Origin of the sequence: Anoxybacillus tepidamans PS2 (assembly GCF_000620165.1) — a bacterium.
Taxonomy (GTDB): Bacteria; Bacillota; Bacilli; order Bacillales; family Anoxybacillaceae; genus Anoxybacteroides; species Anoxybacteroides tepidamans_A.
In genome coordinates this window covers 25942-44517 of sequence record NZ_JHVN01000016.1, presented here as the reverse complement: position 1 = coordinate 44517, position 18576 = coordinate 25942, and the positions used below count along the sequence as shown (strand labels likewise).

18 protein-coding genes and 1 other RNA gene are annotated in these 18576 nt (G+C 43.3%); all 19 read right to left on the bottom strand.

The features are described 5' to 3' along the window. Positions 1–5: 5 nt before the first annotated feature. Entirely contained in the window at positions 6–1340 is a 1335-nt protein-coding gene (gene essB / locus N667_RS0112840) for a type VII secretion protein EssB (RefSeq protein WP_027409951.1), read from the bottom strand. A 34-nt stretch (positions 1341–1374) separates the two neighbouring features. Further along, positions 1375–1614 (bottom strand): EsaB/YukD family protein, encoded by a 240-nt coding sequence (locus N667_RS0112835; protein WP_027409950.1) that lies wholly within the window; start codon positions 1612–1614, stop codon positions 1375–1377. A gap of 79 nt (positions 1615–1693) precedes the next feature. After that, positions 1694–1987: a WXG100 family type VII secretion target gene (locus tag N667_RS0112830; protein ID WP_027409949.1), complete on the bottom strand. Its 294-nt coding sequence runs from the start codon at positions 1985–1987 to the stop codon at positions 1694–1696. Between the two features lie 375 nt (positions 1988–2362). Next, positions 2363–2698 carry a hypothetical protein gene (locus N667_RS0112825; protein WP_027409948.1) on the bottom strand — a complete coding sequence of 112 codons (336 nt, stop codon included), beginning with the start codon at positions 2696–2698 and terminating at the stop codon, positions 2363–2365. Positions 2699–2713: 15 nt separating this feature from the next. Beyond that, on the bottom strand, positions 2714–4651 hold the full coding sequence (locus N667_RS0112820) for a DUF6792 domain-containing protein (protein ID WP_027409947.1): 1938 nt from the start codon (positions 4649–4651) through the stop codon (positions 2714–2716). A gap of 22 nt (positions 4652–4673) precedes the next feature. Then, on the bottom strand, positions 4674–5261 hold the full coding sequence (locus tag N667_RS0112815; protein WP_027409946.1) for a hypothetical protein: 588 nt from the start codon (positions 5259–5261) through the stop codon (positions 4674–4676). Positions 5262–5743: 482 nt separating this feature from the next. Then, positions 5744–6208 (bottom strand): hypothetical protein, encoded by a 465-nt coding sequence (locus tag N667_RS0112810; protein ID WP_027409945.1) that lies wholly within the window; start codon positions 6206–6208, stop codon positions 5744–5746. 260 nt (positions 6209–6468) lie between these two features. Then, entirely contained in the window at positions 6469–6858 is a 390-nt protein-coding gene (locus N667_RS0112805; protein WP_027409944.1) for an SRPBCC family protein, read from the bottom strand. Between the two features lie 3 nt (positions 6859–6861). Further along, positions 6862–7185 (bottom strand): ArsR/SmtB family transcription factor, encoded by a 324-nt coding sequence (locus N667_RS0112800; RefSeq protein ID WP_027409943.1) that lies wholly within the window; start codon positions 7183–7185, stop codon positions 6862–6864. Between the two features lie 1067 nt (positions 7186–8252). Beyond that, positions 8253–8606: a transfer-messenger RNA gene (gene ssrA, locus N667_RS19515) on the bottom strand. 109 nt (positions 8607–8715) lie between these two features. Next, positions 8716–9183 carry an SsrA-binding protein SmpB gene (gene smpB, locus N667_RS0112790; protein WP_027409942.1) on the bottom strand — a complete coding sequence of 156 codons (468 nt, stop codon included), beginning with the start codon at positions 9181–9183 and terminating at the stop codon, positions 8716–8718. Between the two features lie 94 nt (positions 9184–9277). Continuing rightward, on the bottom strand, positions 9278–11572 hold the full coding sequence (gene rnr / locus N667_RS0112785) for a ribonuclease R (protein ID WP_027409941.1): 2295 nt from the start codon (positions 11570–11572) through the stop codon (positions 9278–9280). Positions 11573–11590: 18 nt separating this feature from the next. Further along, positions 11591–12334 (bottom strand): alpha/beta hydrolase, encoded by a 744-nt coding sequence (locus tag N667_RS0112780; RefSeq protein ID WP_027409940.1) that lies wholly within the window; start codon positions 12332–12334, stop codon positions 11591–11593. A 72-nt stretch (positions 12335–12406) separates the two neighbouring features. Beyond that, the gene (secG, locus tag N667_RS0112775; protein ID WP_027409939.1) at positions 12407–12640 is read right to left on the bottom strand and encodes a preprotein translocase subunit SecG; all 234 of its coding nucleotides are present in this window, start codon (positions 12638–12640) and stop codon (positions 12407–12409) included. A 425-nt stretch (positions 12641–13065) separates the two neighbouring features. Further along, positions 13066–13476: a YjdF family protein gene (locus tag N667_RS0112770; protein WP_027409938.1), complete on the bottom strand. Its 411-nt coding sequence runs from the start codon at positions 13474–13476 to the stop codon at positions 13066–13068. A 219-nt stretch (positions 13477–13695) separates the two neighbouring features. Then, a complete protein-coding gene (eno, locus tag N667_RS0112765) occupies positions 13696–14988 on the bottom strand; it encodes a phosphopyruvate hydratase (protein WP_027409937.1) in 1293 nt (430 codons plus the stop codon). A gap of 19 nt (positions 14989–15007) precedes the next feature. Next, a complete protein-coding gene (gpmI, locus tag N667_RS0112760) occupies positions 15008–16543 on the bottom strand; it encodes a 2,3-bisphosphoglycerate-independent phosphoglycerate mutase (RefSeq protein ID WP_027409936.1) in 1536 nt (511 codons plus the stop codon). After that, a complete protein-coding gene (gene tpiA / locus N667_RS0112755; RefSeq protein WP_027409935.1) occupies positions 16536–17297 on the bottom strand; it encodes a triose-phosphate isomerase in 762 nt (253 codons plus the stop codon). The genes gpmI and tpiA overlap by 8 nt, the downstream gene beginning before the upstream one ends. A gap of 18 nt (positions 17298–17315) precedes the next feature. Beyond that, positions 17316–18500 (bottom strand): phosphoglycerate kinase, encoded by a 1185-nt coding sequence (locus N667_RS0112750; RefSeq protein WP_027409934.1) that lies wholly within the window; start codon positions 18498–18500, stop codon positions 17316–17318. Positions 18501–18576 lie beyond the last annotated feature (76 nt).

Below are 18576 nucleotides of genomic sequence, written 5' to 3'. Positions count from 1 at the left end.
TTCTACTATTTTTTCGTTTCCTTGTTGTTTGATTGCTTGCTATTAGAAGCAGGTGATGTACCATTAGACGCTGGTTGATTAGATTGTTGTTGTGGCGTTGTCAAATCCGGAGATGAAGTTGTCGGCTGCTCGGCTGGAGACGGCTGCTCGCCCGTTTTTCCTTGTCCTTCTTCCCCTAGCTGCTGTTCTTTCTCTTTCATTTCTCTTTCATATTCCTCGATTTCTTTGTCAATGGCGTCTATTTTTTGCTGTTTTTCGTCTCCTGATAATTCTTCGTCCCCCTTAATTTGCTCGCGATATTTTAATAGACCGTATACAACTAAATCCCTATCTTCCATAGTTCTCGCCAACTGAAGTGCATCTTCGCTTCTTCCTCGCCCTATATAAATCCAATACAACAAATACTGCGGATCTGTTTTTAGTGTAATGTTGTTTAATACCATTTTCCTCTGTTCTTCAGTCAGCGACTCCGTCATCACATAGGAAGAGGCCAGCTCATACTGTACAACATACGGCATTTTTTCTGGAGGATAATCTTCTAATACAGTAATGACATCGCTGTACTTGTTCCCCAAAAAGAGTTCTGCGCTCTCGATATAGGCTTCTTGCTTAGGCTGCAAAAAAAAGAATGAATAAAACGTATAAATAATAGCAGGAACTAATACACCAACTGTCGAAAAGAAAATATACCTTTGCATCTTCCATTTTCGTTTTGGAATATGCATTGATGCTCGTTCTTTTGCTTCTTCTTCGTCCATCTGGCGCTCTAAAATCGATAAAAGCGCATCTAGGTGTTCCGCCTGTAATATTTCCTTAGCGGCACTAGAACATTTTAATGTTTCGTGAAATTTCATATATTCTTCAAAACGATACTGTCCATCCACAAGCGTTAACACGGTTGCTTTTACTTCTTTGAGAATCCGCATTTCATCGGGTTCATACGGCGGCAGACTCTCCTTTATTCCAACATGCAGAAAGAAAGGTTCCAATGCATGATTAAATACAAGGTTCTCCGGACATATAATCAAGATAAAGCGGCGAAGAGAGTGATTTTTCACTTTCGTAACAAGCTGATAGGCCGCTCTTAGCCGGGAAAGCAGCGATTTTTTCCGTACAGCTGAGAACGGAGAGAACGATTCGGGCGGATTAATAGTAATCTTTACTTCGTCCTCCGACACATCAATATCACGCAGTAAATAAGAATCTGCCTCTCTTATAATCTGTAATTCTAGCGGATGCTGCATTTTTAATTTCGCACGCTGAAAGACAATCGTGTAATGCTGATCTTTCGTCATTACAGCGTCAATTTGTGCTTCCAAATAAGTCTTTTTCTCTTCCATAACAAAATAATGCTCCTTTTCCCTTTCTCGATGGCTACAAAATTACAATGCGGTCTCCATCTGTAATCCCACTGTCTTTAAGCGTAAAATAGCCTGGACGGACCATTTTTTTATTTTCGATCCGCACCCAGTATCCCTCTCGCGGCGGCGTTGATATGTTTTTTAACTGCCAAACAATATCAATCATTTTTTTGATCGAATAAAAATTGGATAAGCGAAGGTCAAATGCATCTTCTGTATAATGCCTGAGATCGATAGTAACCTGAATGTACATAACATATGCCTCCCATATAGAAAAAAGCGCCATAATCTTTCGTAAGATTTGTAGCGCTTTTTTCTCAGTGTGCCGCTTTTCATCCACGGATTTGGCTGGCGATTTGTTGATCTGTTTCTTCCAAAATAGTCGCAGAGTTGTGTAATTGCTGTGCGACATCGTTTAATAGTACAGCCATTTTTTCAAATGATGGGCGTAATTCTTGATATTGTTGAATAAATGCTTCACTAGAAGCACCTTCCCAAATTCCTTGCAGCATATGGCTCATTTGGTCTAATCTTGAAATCAATTCTGTGACATTAGAACTCTCTGCATTATATTGTCTTGCGACACCGCGCAATTCTTCCGGTGTTAAACGAATAACGCCTGACATGAGTTTCCCCCCTTTAACCATATTTTCCCTCAATATTTTAACTAAGGTAATAATTGTAAGTCAACGATATATAGGAATTTATGAAAAAATAAGTATATAATACCATTTATTTATAAATATTATTATTTAATTACCCCTTCTTTCTCATTACCACCAGTAAAGGCTAAAAAGGTAATAGGTAAAAAGAATTATGACTATCTATCCTCTTTTACAGCAGTGGCAGCATATCGTAACGGCCAGGTCACTACTTGAACATTTCATGCCAAAATACTTTTTTATGAATAATTTCAATTTATTGGTTATTGAACATCAAAAAATTACTTCCCCTGCCCTCTCAGTAAGAACTTGTTGTTAAATTAGTCAACATAAACATCTTTAGTCTTTATTCTTGTTACGAACAATTACATCGTAATATAAAGTGATATACTGTCCCCTCATATCATTAATCATATTCGTATAACGCAACGCTGCCGTATTCATAAAATTTTTATGCAATTCATGATGGGACTGATTCATTTTTTGATACTGCTCGATCGCTTCATTCGTTCGATCGACAATTTGCCCTCTGCCGTATTGCATTTCGTGATGAACTAACTGAACTAATTCTCCGTCCCATTCGCTCATTCGATTTAACAATTGAACAAACCCTGTCGCTTTGTACATCAAATCCTGCTCTATGTCAAAATGGTAAAACATATTCAGTTGTCCCATGCTTAACATCCCTCTTTACTCATATCGCAAGTCAAAGATTTTGGCTAACTGCTCATCTTTCTCAAAAAATTGCTCAAACGACTGTTTCACACTGGCGATGAGTTCCTTCCCTTTCGCAATCTCCCATTCGTAGTACGCAAACATCCCTTCAAACAGATCAGGAATGAGCGGATCCATCGGTGGAATCGACTCGTGCACCTCGATGCAGCGCAGCACGTACACTTGTTGCGCATCATATGTAAAAGAGCCCAACAAATGCTGGTAGGCGCCCGGATTTTGTTCCATGTTCTCGATGTTCCTCATAAGGTTGCGCTTTCGCATCTCAAAATCTTCAACATACTCCTGCACATAGCGCTGTTTCATATCGCGCAGCACGGCTTCCTTTTCTTCCAACATACGCAAGCCCTTCTGATAGATACGCACCGCCGAGGACAGATTCAGGCGAATTTCTTCTGTCCCAACCCGTTTGATCAGAATCATATTCCCGTACTCATCATACGCTCTCCCTTTCGAACGGGCGAGGGCGTTGATGACCTCATACAGCATATGGGCATGGACGCTTGTGACCGCCGCTTGCTGCGCCGAGGCAGCGTGCCGGTCGATCGCTTGAAGCCGCGCGATGATATCCATAATATAGCGTTGGATGTTTTTGAATGTCGTTAATAGTTTCGTCCAAACGAACGGATCGCTCCATGCTAAAGGACCCCTGAGCACCAACCAAACACCGTCGTCCCGCAGGTCGTGCAGAAGCTGCTCGAGCGCATCGACATCTTGCTGAATGTGTTTCACTTCCTGCAAAATCGCCTCTTTTTGCTCCATCGTCATAAAGCCGGAATCGACGAATGCTTGAAGAATCGCATTTAAATTCCGATACAAAATCGTTACATGCTTCAAAAGCTCGGGAATTTTCACTTTCATCTCATCCAACATATGGTCTGCTTTCTCCACCATATCCGCCGCGTTCCATACATAATCGCCCACACCATATTGTTCAAGTGACTCCAGCCACTCGAGATCGACCCCGGTCATCGCCTGCACGACCCCGTCGAATCCCTTTTCGTTGTACACATCGGTGTATTGCGACAAATACAATTGAATCGCCTGCACATCTCCGTCCGGTATTTTCCCTACTAAACTTTTGATGCTCGTAAACTGGCTGTTCGTATCAATGATTTCACGGCTGCCAATATTGATAAACCCCCGAACCCCGCTCACCGCATACAGCATATCCTCCTGAGCGGTCAAATGGTGGATCGAATGTTCATCCACACGTTTTTTATAATATTCCTCCGCAAACGCCTTCAACTCCGCAGGGGGGATGGAGTAGATGTCTTGATCATTATTAAGATCTATATTAAACCTTAACGATAATTCCTCAGAAAAATTTTTATCAATAGTGATTAGCTGGTAAATATTAGATGGAGCATCATTAATAACATATACCTTTTCATACCTTTTATCAGTGATTTGTATCGTAGCATTTAAGTTTCCACCTAGTGAATGACCAAGCCCAATTTTCTTTAGCGGAATTTTATTATTCCATTTTTTTAGATTCGCATTGATCTTTTTGGTAACTAATCTATCAAATCTAGATGCATCTCTGTATTGGCTAACATTTTTCCCTGTGAAAATTCCAAACACATTATAGAGCCAATCAAACGGTTTCCACGTATCTTTTTCTCGAGCCTCGCTTCCCCGCGTAATTGTATACTGTTGATTGATCCCTTGTTTTGCGTCATAAAAATGAATAATTGTTCCATCAAACCCAGAATCTAATTGCCCTGAATCTTTAAAATCATCAGAGGAATAAATAGCAATATGAGCAGGTGGTTCTTTTCCAGTCTCTTCAATATAAATTCGTTTAATTTCATGAATGCTAACATTTTGATATTCTAAACTCATAATTCTTGCACGTAATATATTTGTATTTAATACTTCTTCATTATTTAACACAAATTTCCCCCTCTCTAATTTCTTAATTTAAAAATCGAACCGATTGCATTAACATTTTGGCCTTTTTCTCCTCTTTTTCTAAATCGATTCTACATACCTCTTTCTTATCTAGACATGATACTGCATAATAAAACTCGACAGCTTGATGGCTATGATTGGATTTTAGGTAACCAATAAAACGATGAACTTTACTTTTTTTATCAGAGAGTAAATACTCTTGTTTTGCAAAATAAACTGTCATATCCTTACCATATAACTTCTTAAATTCCCCTTTATAATTAGTAGATTCAGATAGTAACTCGAGGTTCACACCAATAGAATCTGTTATCTTCTTGTTTTCATATACTATTTGGGTGGAATAAGCTATATTATTTACTTTATCACTCTCTCCAAAACGTAATGACTCAAAGTATTTCTCATGCTTTTCGTAAAACAGCTTTGACATGGTAGCATTCTTCGGAAACCACATCGTATAGCCGCCTGTTTTCGATTTGAACAAATAGTACCCGTCCTTTACTTCCTTCGTCGATGCCATAAACTTACGAGTATACTCGTCTTGAAACGCCGCCGTATTTGGCCATTTCTTTGGCTGTTCTTTATTTGCATCCATGCTGCATCCTCCCATCAGTACCATTGCCGATAATAATAACGCTTGCCAACGCCTTCTCAACTGCACCAATTCCTTTCCATTCTTCTCCATCCTTCCCTATACGTATCATATGACGGTGCATGATTCAACAAAAAGTGTAATTATATCCATTTTTAGTTAAAAAGAACTACGAATTCGGTCTTATTTTCGAGGAGATAAGGGGGATTCTGGTCCTTATTGACAAATAAAAAGCGGGAATGAGTGATGTGGAAAAAAAGGGAGTTAGATTTTAGTGCGCTTTCAACAAAACGGACACGTTAAACAGAAAAAATAGCTAAACTCAGGCTACTTTTCTCCGTTTAACGTGTCCGTGTTCTTGACGTAATACCAAGTGGTAATATTGTCGGATCGAGGGCAACTGAAGCTTTTAGATTTTCTAGCGAGTAAAGAAAAAGAATGAACAAATATAAAAAATGGTCGGATTCCTCACTTACTTGTTTACTTTAATATTCTCCTTTAATTACAAAAAACGAACCCCGAATGGTTCCAGCTATTTTAGATTTCTGCCTAGCAAATTTAAACTTTCCTTCTAACTCTTTTGGTACCTCCATTCCCTCAGAAAGCTTGAAGCCAACGGCCCGCTTCTTAGGGTCGTCAACCGTATACATGACATTGACCACAAGACCATCTTCATAAAAGACGTAGGCAATTTTGATATTTTCCACTTGAAAACGCGACGTTTCTAAAGGTTTGGCCGCAAACTCAATATCACGTTCTTCTTTCAAAATTCGGTTCACATAATCGAGAGTCTCTTGGCTTTCGCTAGCCGGTACAACCGTAAATTCATGCTTGTATTTGTTCATAAAGTAACGGGCTTCATTAGCGCGTAAACCAGCAAGCGCTTCCGCTACAGGTGAAGAATCTAAACCAATCGTAGACACATTTTTAAAATCAACGATATAGGACATTTCCATCCCTCCATTTATCTCTTTATTTCCCTACAACAGAAATCCGCATTTCACCAAAAACTAAGCTGTTTCGCTGTCTCATATCAACCCAATATAGGCAAAATTCTTTGCTTCTGCTAAAACTTCGCTAAAGGCAAGGCCAGCAAGCTTCCTAGTCAATTCATAAGCCGTCTTCTCGTCAACAAATTAAGCTCGGTCTTATACGGTGCTGTTTACTCTTACCAGCTCGTTTGCTCAATGTGCTAAACTAAAATTTGGTCTTACATTTCCGCTAACACTTTTTTAAGTTCCTCTCCCATTTTCGCCCAACCATATTTCGCACCATTGAACGCTTGATCTTCTTTTTCGAATCCCGTTTGTTCAAGGTGTAAATAGGTTATTCCATTCTCTTCCTTCAACGTCCATGTAACTATAGTCTTTATCGGACCGCCTACCCACGTGTAAGATAACTTATAAGGCTCGTCTACTACTAATACTTCACAATCTACAACTAAGTTCCACTGCTCATTTCGGAATTGACATTTATGCCCTACGATTGGTTTAAAGTTATTTTCCATTATCCATTTTGCAAGGATATTCGAATCTGTTAATGCGTTCCACACCTTATCGATTGAACTTGTAAACTGAAAATCTAATGATACATCTGCCATTATTTATTCCTCCGATAATAAATTTTTTAAAACGGCCACTTTTTCATTCCAAAATTTCTCGTAAAAGGATACCCAATCTTTAATTTCCTGTAGGGGAGCTGCATTTAGTCGATACCTTGTTTCCCTACCAACTTTACGATCAGCAACTAGACCAGCCTCTTTAAGGATAGCCAAATGTTTAGAAACCGCAGTACGACCCATTTGAAATTGAGCGGTTAATTCATAAAGAGGTAACTCTTCCGCATCTGCCAACAAACGTAGCAATTTACGTCTTGTTGGATCAGCAATGGCTACATAAACATCTCGCACTTGATTTTTCTCTTTCAAAATCCCCCCTCCTTATAAATAGGACACCAATTGGTGTCTTTATTATATGACACCAATTGGTGTCCTGTCAATTTTATTTTTGACATATTGCATTGTCTTATTCGGTAAAGAATTGATCCTCATATACCATTTTTTAATCACATTATTGTATTCTCGAATGATCGTATTTCGTGGATGCTGTACTAGCTAAATTCAAGAATCTGCTTTTTACATTGGGATACACCAGCAAATATGGTTTGTCGGAAGAAACTCTATTTGTGTAAACAACTGTACTTAACTAAAGGATTGATGTAGAGGAAATATAACAAAATGGTGAGTGGGAATTTGACAAAATATACATTGACTAATTGGTGTCTTTTAGAACCTGACATTAATGTTATTGAAAATCACATTTTCCTTATAACAATGTTAACTTATTTAACGCGAAGGCTCCCACCTCTCAACGGAGTGTAGGTAGGAAGGCTCATTGCTTATACGGGTCATATTGCCCTTTCTATCGAAAAAATTAGTTTCATTTTACATTTTTTAACATTCTTCAGTCAAGAAGTCTCCCACTTCTAAATCTTGCGAAGCTTGATGAAAGTGGGAGATGAATCCACTTCGGACAAGGACAGGCTTTTGCCTGTTCAATTGTTCGACCCTGTGGTAAAATAAACCTATGCCGTTCTTTCATAACTGGATATAGGAGGTTGCATGGAGAAAATAAAATGCGAAAACCAAGCTGATCCTTCCAGGCGTAAAATATCCAAGGTACAAAAGAACTCCGAATTGTCGGACATCTAGGGTTGGAACGACCCGAAGTCACGCTCAGGGAGACGAAAGGCGGCTTTCGTCGTGGAACTGAGAAGCTCCCACTTCAAGCTTTAGCTAAGTGGTGAGTAGTTCACAACCAACCATAAAACCTTTTATTTGAAGGTAAGAGAGAAGTTTTACAGACCTAATTTAGCAAATAATTTCTCCTTTTATTCCCCACATAAAATTTTCTAAAAAAATAAAGCATAAAGTTTCCAAACGGAAATTTTATGCTTTACGTCATCATTTATGCTTTTTACCGTCTTACTTATGTATGGTGGAGACGGTGGGAGTCGAACCCACGTCCAAAGATATCGCCACTTAAGCGTCTACGAGCGTAGTCGGTATATTTGAGCTTCGCTGCATCTTCCGCCTACCGACAGGCCTCCAAGCAGCTAGTCTGATTGGTCTCTTCCCGCGTCCTCAGACGGCGGACTTGGGCGTATCCCACTCGTTATGAACCCCTGACCCGACCACATGGGCGATGGCGGGAGGAGCTAGCCGCAATTATTAAGCAGCTAAAGCGTAGTTTTCTTTGCCAGTTATATTTAGGTGACGTTTTTACGAGGACGATCCCCTCGGCTCGCAGCTTAAGCTCGATCTATCCCTGTCGAATCCGTAACGTCCCCGTATGAAAACAAGAACGATGTACGAAAGAGCTTAAGCATGATGAACTGGCAATGACACTTATTATTATAGCATACGTAATTGCGTTTTCAATTGTAAATTTTTGTGTTGTTACATCTTTTGACGTTCGCGGAAAGCGCGCTCGATTTCCCGCTTTGCTTCTTTCTTTTTCATATCTTCGCGCTTGTCATATTTCTTCTTTCCTTTGCCGACGCCAAGCAACAGCTTCGCAAATCCGTCTTTAATGTACAATTTCAAAGGAACAAGCGTGTAGCCTTCTTCTTTAATATAGCCAATCAGCTTGTTAATTTCACGGCGGTGAAGAAGAAGCTTTCTTGTGCGCAATGGATCGTGGTTGTAGCGGTTTCCTTGCTCGTACGGGCTAATATGCATGTTATGGATGAACACTTCGCCCTTTTCCACTTTCGCAAACGAGTCTTTTAAATTTACCTTTCCGGCGCGAATCGACTTGATTTCCGTTCCTTGCAGAACGAGGCCGGCTTCATACGTTTCTTCAATAAAATAATCGTGATGCGCTTTTTTATTTTGAGCAATGAGTTTTCCTTCACCTTTTGGCATTGCGCTCTTCCTCCCCTTTTAAAGACAAATATGATTGTATCAAAAAAAAGAAGGAAGGAAAAGCCTCTCATTTTGAAAAGAGGCTTTCCTTTCGTTAACGTTTTTTCTTTTTCTTCTTTTTCGCCTTTGGCGCGTCCTCATAAAACTTTTTCTTTTTCGGCTTTTTCGTCGACCACTCGTCTTCTCGTTTTCTTTTTCGGTCCTCTTTTTTCCCCTTAATAACAACCGGGGCGGCTTTCGCTTCCGTGCGGCGGCGCCCTTTCATGCCGACGATTTCAAAATCGACGATGCGCTCTTCTTTGTTGACGTTAATCACGCGCACCGTGATTTCATCGCCAATGCGATACACTTTCCCCGTTCGTTCGCCGATCATTGCATAGTGGTGTTCGTCATAACGGTAATAGTCATCCGTTAAATAGCTGACGTGCACCAATCCTTCGATCGTGTTTGGCAGTTCCACGAACAAGCCGAAGTTCGTGACGGAGCTGATGATGCCATCGAACTCCATGCCGATTTTGTCTTCCATAAACTCGGTTTTCTTTAAGTCATCTGTTTCGCGTTCGGCTTCAACCGCACGCCGCTCCATGTTGGAAGCATGCTCGGCGATGTCCGGCAGTTGTTCCGCCCATTTTTGCTGGGTTTGATTATCTATCTTTCCATTAATTAAATACGTGCGAATCAGGCGGTGAACAATTAAATCCGGATAGCGGCGAATCGGCGATGTGAAATGCGTATAAAATTCGGTGGACAGCCCATAGTGGCCTAAGCTTTCCGCATCGTAGCGGGCTTGCTTCATCGAGCGAAGCATCACCGTCGATACGACCATCTCTTCCGGTTCGCCGCGCACCGCTTCTAAAATTTCTTGCAGCGCACGCGGATGAATTTGGTTGCCGGTCCCTTTGACGACATAGCCGAAATTCGTAATAAATTCAAGAAAGCGCTGTAATTTTTCCGGCTTCGGGTCTTCATGGACGCGGTACATAAACGGCACGTTCATCCAATGGAAATGCTCAGCCACCGTTTCGTTAGCAGCAAGCATAAACTCTTCAATCAAGCGTTCCGCAACGGACCGCTCGCGCAAAATGACATCGTACGGCTTTCCGTCATCGTCAACAAGCACTTTCGCTTCTTTAAAATCAAAATCGATCGCGCCGCGCTGCATTCGCTTATTGCGTAAAATGTCAGCCAACTCCGCCATGAGCTCGAACATCGGCACAAGCGGCTCGTATTTTTGGCGCAGCTCTTCATCCTTGTCGACGAGAATTTTATTTACGTCTGAATATGTCATACGTTCCGTTGTGCGAATGACGCTTTGGAAAATTTCGTGGCTGACGATGTTGCCGCGCTCGTCAATTTCCATTTCACACGATAGCGTCAGACGGTCGACTTTCGGATTGAGCGAGCAAATGCCGTTGGACAGGCGGTGCGGAATCATTGGAATGACGCGGTCGACCAGATAGACGCTCGTACCGCGCTCGTATGCTTCACGGTCAATCGGCGAGCCTTCTGTCACGTAATGGCTGACATCGGCGATATGTACGCCCAATTTGTAATGGCCGTTGGCGAGTTTCGTCACCGTGACCGCATCGTCCAAGTCTTTCGCGTCGGCTCCGTCGATCGTCACAATCATTTCATTGCGCAAGTCGCGTCGGCCTTTCAAATCTTCTTCCGAAATCGTATCGGGAACGCTGTTCGCATGGGCGATCACATCTTCCGGAAACTGCAGCGGCAGGCGATGCTTATGAATAATCGATAAAATATCGACGCCTGGATCGTTTTTATGCCCTAAAATTTTAATGACTTCACCCTCGGCGCTGATTCTTCCTTCAGGGTATGTCGTCAGACGAACGACGACCTTATGGCCTTCTACCGCGCCGTTGGCCGCATGCTTCGGAATAAAAATATCATTGACAATTTTTTTGTCATCCGGAATGACAAAGCCAAAATTTTTGCTTTCTGTATACGTTCCGACGATTTCGGTGACGCCGCGTTCGATAATCCGGACAATCGTTCCTTCCTTCCGCGCTCCCGATGCTTGCGAGCTCACGCGAACAAGCACCGTGTCCCCATGCATGGCGTTTTTCAGTTCGGAAGGCGGAATAAAAATATCATCAAGCGTCGGATCTTCCGGGACGACAAACGCAAAGCCTTTGGAATGCCCAGTGACTTTGCCGCGAATTAAATTCATTTTTTCCGGCACACCATACCGGTTGCTTCTTGTGCGTACAACAAGACCGTCTTCTTCCAATGCGACAAGCGCTTTCACAAGCTCTTTAAAATCGGCAGCGTCCGTAATTTCAAACGCCGCTTCCAGCTCCTGAACGGTCAGCGGTTTATACGCCTCATCGCGCATAAACACAAGCAGCCGTTCTCTTAATTGTTCCATCATCCTTCCTCCTTTCGAGGATTACCAATCCAATGATTCTAAAAACTCATAAATGTCCTCATGCAGCTGATCCTTTTCTTTGTCGAGCGTGATCACATGGCCGGATTCTTCATACCATTTGATTTTTTTGACCGGAGATTCGACGCCGTTATAAATAATATTTGCACTATCGGTATTAATCATGTCATCATGTCGCGCTTGAACGACAAATGTTGGCGCATAAATTAGATCAATATGGTCGCGCACATCGGCAATTAATTGCTGCAATGCTTTCAACGTTTTCATTGGCGTTTTCCGAAACTCTTCCATTTCTTTTTCGATTTGCTCCTGCGTTTTTCCTTCCCGCTTTTTATATTCCCGCGCATAGTCTAATACGCCTTCGTACATCGTCTCTTCGCTTTTAATATACATCGGCGCGCACATTGGAACGATGCCGACTACAGGTACAGTGTAACCTAATTTTAAGGAAAATACGCCTCCAAGCGACAACCCGACAACCGCAATTTTTTCATAGCCCTTTTGTTTTAAAAATTCGTAAGCGTTCATTACATCCTGCCACCAGTCTTCTGGCCCGGTATGAACAAGCTCTTCCGGTGGCACGCCGTGTCCTTTATAAATGGGTGCATGGCACGTGTATCCTTTTGATTCAAGAAAACGGCCTAACATTCTGACATCTGAGGAGTTCCCAGTAAATCCGTGAAGCAATAACACAGCCCGCTCCCCTGCTTCAAATGTGAACGGTTTTGGTGAAACAATTTTCATCATATATATCCCCTTTCTTTTTTTCCCAACAGAAAAGGCAGTCCCCTTTCAATGGACCGCCCCCTTTTTCCAAGTTTACAGTTGAAAATACGTTACGGCAATGGCTAAAACAAAAAATAAAACAGCTAAAACGACCGTAATGCGGTGCAATACCGCGTCTAGTCCACGAGCTTTTTGCTTGCCGAATAACTGCTCGGCGCCGCCTGTAATTGCGCCCGATAAGCCGGCGCTTCGGCCCGATTGCAATAACACCACGACAATCATGCCGATCGAAACAATGACTAACAATGTCACAAGAAACGCATGCACGTCTGACACCTCCAACAACGCACGTCACAATGCTTTTATTTTAGCATATATAAGCAAATTTGTACAATGCCAACAGTTAAGAAAACGCATGACTGCCCGCCTCAGCATGTCTCTAGCCCGAATACCGATGCAGAAAAAAGGTATTTGTCGCATTGAAACAAATGGTTGCATCACAGCAGACTAATTTCTACGAAGATAAGAAAGTAAAGGCAAAGAGGCTGCAACTTTTGTTCCCACAAAACCGTGCGTCTTCACAACGATAAAGAAGAGAAATGGATCGACATATAAAAATTGCCCGGAAGTGTTGGATTGTATATGGATTATAGAAATACACACAATCTTATCAATGTCGTGTTGTTAAGAACATTTTTACATACAAAATAAGGAAACAACCCTCAAACAACTTTGGGTCGCCTCCCTACATATTACCTTCCACGATGTCTCGCTTTTGCTTTTAAGCGCTTTAATTCCCATTTGCGCTGCATAAGAGCTTCGCGCTGTTCTTTACGCAACACCTTTCTTTCCTTTTTACGATGTTCTAATTCCAGTTGGATTGCTGTTTGCGCATAAGTTGAAAGCGGTCGTTGTTTCATTTCCTTTGCCGCCTCGCGCTGCAATCGCTTCGGGTTTTTCGTCTTTTGCTCCGCATGCGGCACCAACGTTGTTGCTCGGGATTTTTCTAGCAATGATAGCATTGGACCGTTGACAAACGTTAGAACTTCCTCAAGCTTCGGTTCAGAGCCAAATACGTAACGCACCGCTCTCAATTCTTCTTTTTCCCTCTGCTCTACAACTCCAATCCAGAATTGCCCATCGTAAAAAACGGTCAGTTTCATGAAAGGTCCCTCCTTTAAAAATTGCTGACAGCGATGGACATCCCAAGGAGGGGAAGGTTACTGACACCTGTGCCGGTGCGCCCGGACTACCAACCGGGACTGTGTTTTCACGCTGCCTATTCTCATTATATGCCGGCAATCAGTATTAGGAAAGACTCCCTTATCTTCAATAAAAAGACCTAACCGACTTGATCGGTTAGGTCTTTTTGACGATCATCATTATTTCTTTAAGTTGTAGAAAGACTTGATTCCTTCATATACAGCTGTATCGCCCAATTGGTCTTCAATGCGAAGCAGCTGGTTGTATTTCGCTACGCGGTCTGTGCGTGATGGAGCACCAGTTTTAATTTGGCCCGCGTTTGTTGCCACCGCGATATCAGCAATTGTGCTGTCCTCTGTTTCGCCAGAACGGTGGGAGATCACCGCTGTATAGCCCGCGCGTTTTGCCATTTCAATCGCTTCGAACGTTTCTGTTAATGTACCGATTTGGTTCACTTTAATTAAAATCGCGTTACCGACACCTTGTTCGATGCCTTGCGCTAATTTTTTCGTGTTCGTTACGAATAAGTCGTCACCGACAAGCTGTACTTTTTTGCCAAGGCGCTCCGTTAATAATTTATGGCCGGCCCAGTCGTTTTCATCTAAACCGTCTTCGATCGAAATGATTGGATATTTCGCCACAAGCTCTTCATACCAAACGACCATTTCTTCTGACGTTTTCACAACGCCTTCGCCTGCTAAATGGTATTTGCCGTCTTCTTTGTTGTAAAGCTCAGAGGATGCCACGTCCATGGCAAGCATCACTTCTTCGCCTGGTTTGTATCCTGCTTTTTCGATCGCTTCAATGATCGTTTGCAGCGCTTCTTCGTTCGATTTCAAGTTCGGCGCAAATCCACCCTCGTCGCCAACCGCTGTATTGTAGCCTTTCGCTTTTAATACTGCCTTTAGGCTATGGAAAATTTCCGTGCCCATGCGAAGCGCTTCACGGAACGTTGGCGCGCCTACAGGCATAATCATAAACTCTTGGATGTCAACGTTGTTGTCCGCATGAGCGCCGCCATTTAAAATGTTCATCATTGGCACTGGCAATGTTTTTGCGTTAAACCCGCCAAGGTATTGATATAAAGGAATTTCTAAATAGTCAGCTGCCGCGCGTGCTACTGCCATAGAAACGCCTAAAATCGCGTTTGCGCCCAATTTCCCTTTATTTTCCGTGCCGTCCAACTCAATTAACGTTTTGTCGATGCCGACTTGGTCTGTTACATCGAAGCCGATAATCGCTGGAGCAATCACTTCATTCACATTTTCTACCGCTTTTAATACACCTTTGCCAAGATAACGGTTTTTGTCGCCATCGCGCAGTTCTACTGCTTCATACTCACCAGTTGAAGCGCCGCTTGGCACTAATGCACGACCGAACGCACCGGATTCTGTATACACTTCTACTTCTACTGTCGGGTTCCCGCGCGAGTCTAATACTTCGCGAGCATATACATCAACAATAATTGGCATCATCAATCTCTCCTTCTTGTTATTTTACAATTAATGTTTTTCCTGTCATTTCTTTAGGTTGTTCTAATCCTAATAAATCTAACATTGTTGGCGCTAAATCGCCTAAAATGCCGCCTTCGCGCAGCTCAATTCCTTTTTTCGTCACAATGACCGGAACTGGGTTCGTCGTATGCGCTGTATTCGGGCTGCCATCTGGATTCAGCACTTCATCGGAATTGCCATGGTCCGCTGTAATAATCGCCACGCCGCCTTTAGCAATGATCGCATCGACGACTTTTCCTAAGCATTCGTCTACCGCTTCCACAGCTCGAATCGTCGGTTCTAGTTTCCCAGAATGACCGACCATATCTGGATTTGCATAGTTTAAAATGATCGCATCGTATTTGTCCGCAGCAATTTCTTTCAGCAGCGCATCCGTTACCTCATAAGCGCTCATTTCCGGTTTTAAGTCATATGTCGCCACCTTCGGCGAATCAATTAAAATTCGGTCTTCGCCAGGGAATTTTTCTTCCCGTCCGCCGCTCATAAAGAACGTGACGTGCGGATATTTTTCCGTTTCCGCGATACGAAGCTGCTTCAAGCCGTTTTGCGACAACACTTCACCGAGCGTATTGTCCAAGTTCGTTGTCTTAAACGCCACATACCCTTTAACCGTCTCGCTGAAATGAGTTAAGCATACGAAAAACAAATTTTTCGGATGTTTCGGCCCGCGATCAAAGGCGCGGAAATCGTCATTTGTAAATGTGTTCGAAATTTGAATCGCCCGGTCAGGACGGAAATTATAGAAAATAACCGCATCGTCGTCTTTAATAGTCGCCACCGGCGTTCCATCTTCACGCACGATCACGGACGGCAACACGAACTCGTCGTAAATGCCGTGCGCATACGAATCATCAACGCACGATAAGGCATCCCGATACGTCGGCCCTTCACCGTATACCATCGCGCGGTATGCTTTTTCGACGCGCTCCCACCGCTTGTCGCGGTCCATTGAATAATAGCGGCCGGAAATCGTCGCAATTTCGCCAACACCGATTTGCTTGATTTGTTCGTTTAGCTGTTGGATATACGTTTTCGCCGTTTGTGGTCCGACGTCACGCCCATCTAAAAAGCCGTGAATATAGACGTTTTTCACGCCTTCTTTTGCCGCTAATTTTAATAGCGCGTATAAGTGGTTGATGTGGCTGTGCACACCGCCGTCGGAAAGAAGGCCGAAAATATGCAAATTCGTACCTTTTTCTTTGACATGGTTCATCGCCGCTAAAAACGTTTCATTGCGTTCAAATTCGCCTTCGCGAATCGCGATGTTGACACGAGTTAAACTTTGGTATACAATCCGGCCTGCCCCAATATTCAAATGGCCGACTTCCGAGTTCCCCATTTGTCCTTCCGGAAGACCGACCGCTTCGCCGCATGCCGTTAACGTAGCATGAGGATATTCATTCCAATAGCGGTCGAAATTCGGTTTTTTTGCCTGCGCAACCGCATTGCCGAACGTTTCCTCACGAAGCGCAAACCCATCTAAAATAATTAACGCAACAGGTTGTTTACTCATTGTTTCCGGCCTCCACTAGTTGTAAAAACGATTGTGGCTCTAAGCTAGCGCCGCCGACTAATGCCCCGTCAATATGCTCCTGCGCTAAAAATTGCTGAATATTATCCGGCTTCACACTGCCACCGTATTGAATGCGCACCGCTTCGGCCGCCTCCTGAGAGAATTTCTGAGCAATTACCGCGCGAATATGACCGCACACTTCGTTCGCATCTTCCGCTGTCGACGATTTGCCTGTGCCGATCGCCCAAATCGGTTCATAAGCGATCACCACTTGCTTCACCTGTTCGTCAGCGAGGCCCTGAAGCGCCTTTTCCACTTGGGTTCCGACGATTTCATTTGTTTGGCCTGCTTCGCGCTCCTCAAGCGTTTCCCCGCAGCAAACGATCGGAATGAGCCCGTGTTTAAAAGCTGCGAGCACTTTTTTGTTGACCGTCTCATCTGTTTCCGCAAACATTTCGCGGCGTTCTGAATGGCCGATAATCACATACTCCACACCAAGATCTTTAAGCGCCACTGGGCTGATTTCTCCCGTAAACGCTCCGCTTTCCGCAAAATGCATATTTTGAGCACCAATTTTTAAATTCGTGCCTTTGGCCGCCTCCACAAGCCGCTCTAAAAATAACGCCGGGGCACATACAACGGAATCGACCCGCTCAGAAGCAGGAACCATTCCTTTTACCTCTTCCGCGAAGCTGATCGCTTCCGAAAGTGTTTTATGCATTTTCCAGTTTCCCGCAATAATCGGCTTACGCATCGCTTTACCCCTTCCTACTTATTTATCATTCAAAGCAACAACGCCTGGAAGCTGTTTGCCTTCCATAAATTCAAGCGACGCTCCACCGCCCGTTGAGATATGGTCCATGTGTTCTGCTAACCCAAATTTCTCAACAGCCGCTGCCGAATCACCGCCACCGATGACTGTATATGTATCTTTCGCATCAGCTAGCGCTTGAGCCACCGCTTTTGTTCCTTCCGCAAACGCATCCATCTCAAATACACCCATCGGTCCGTTCCAAATGACAAGCTTTGATTTTAAAATCACATCGCGGTACAATTCGCGCGTTTTTGGACCGATATCAAGACCTTGCCAATCGCTTGGAATTTCGTCAATATTGACAATTTTTGTGTTGGCATCGCTGGAAAAAGCGTCCGCTACTACCGCATCAACCGGCATATAGAAGTTCACGCCTTTTTCTTTCGCTTTTTCCATAAACGATTTGGCTAGCTCAATCTTGTCTTCTTCAAGCAACGATTGGCCGATTTCGTGACCTAACGCTTTCACAAACGTGTAAGCAAGGCCGCCGCCGATAATAAGGTTGTCCACCTTCTCAAGCAAGTTGTCAATCACGCCAATTTTGTCCTTCACTTTCGCTCCGCCAATAATCGCCGTGAATGGACGGTCTGGGTTGGAAAGAGCTTTTCCTAACACCTCAATTTCTTTTTCCATTAAAAAGCCCGCCACTGCTGGCAAGTAGTGTGCGATTCCTTCCGTTGATGCATGAGCGCGGTGAGCTGCTCCAAATGCATCGTTGACATATATGTCTGCCAACTCGGCAAACGCCTTCGCTAACTCAGGATCATTTTTTTCTTCTCCTGGATAGAAGCGCACATTTTCAAGCAGCAATACATCGCCTTCATTCATTTCATTAATTGCCGCTTTTACCGCATCACCATATGCTTCGTCTGTTTTGATGACTTTTTTACCTAGAAGTTCGCTTAAACGCTCTGCTACGGCATTTAAACGCATTTCTTCGACGACTTTTCCCTTTGGACGGCCAAGATGGCTCGCTAAAATCACTTTCGCTCCTTGCTCCGACAAATATTGAATCGTCGGCAAAGCAGCGCGAATACGCGTGTCGTCTGTCACTTTGCCATCTTGCATCGGCACGTTAAAATCGACGCGGCAAAAGACCCGTTTTCCTTTCACATCGATGTCACGGACGGTTTTTTTGTTCATGGCAAAACGGCCTCCTTTAATCGTGTTTTGGCATGCGAAAGGGAGTGGGGATTTCCCCCGCTCCCCTCTCCATTTC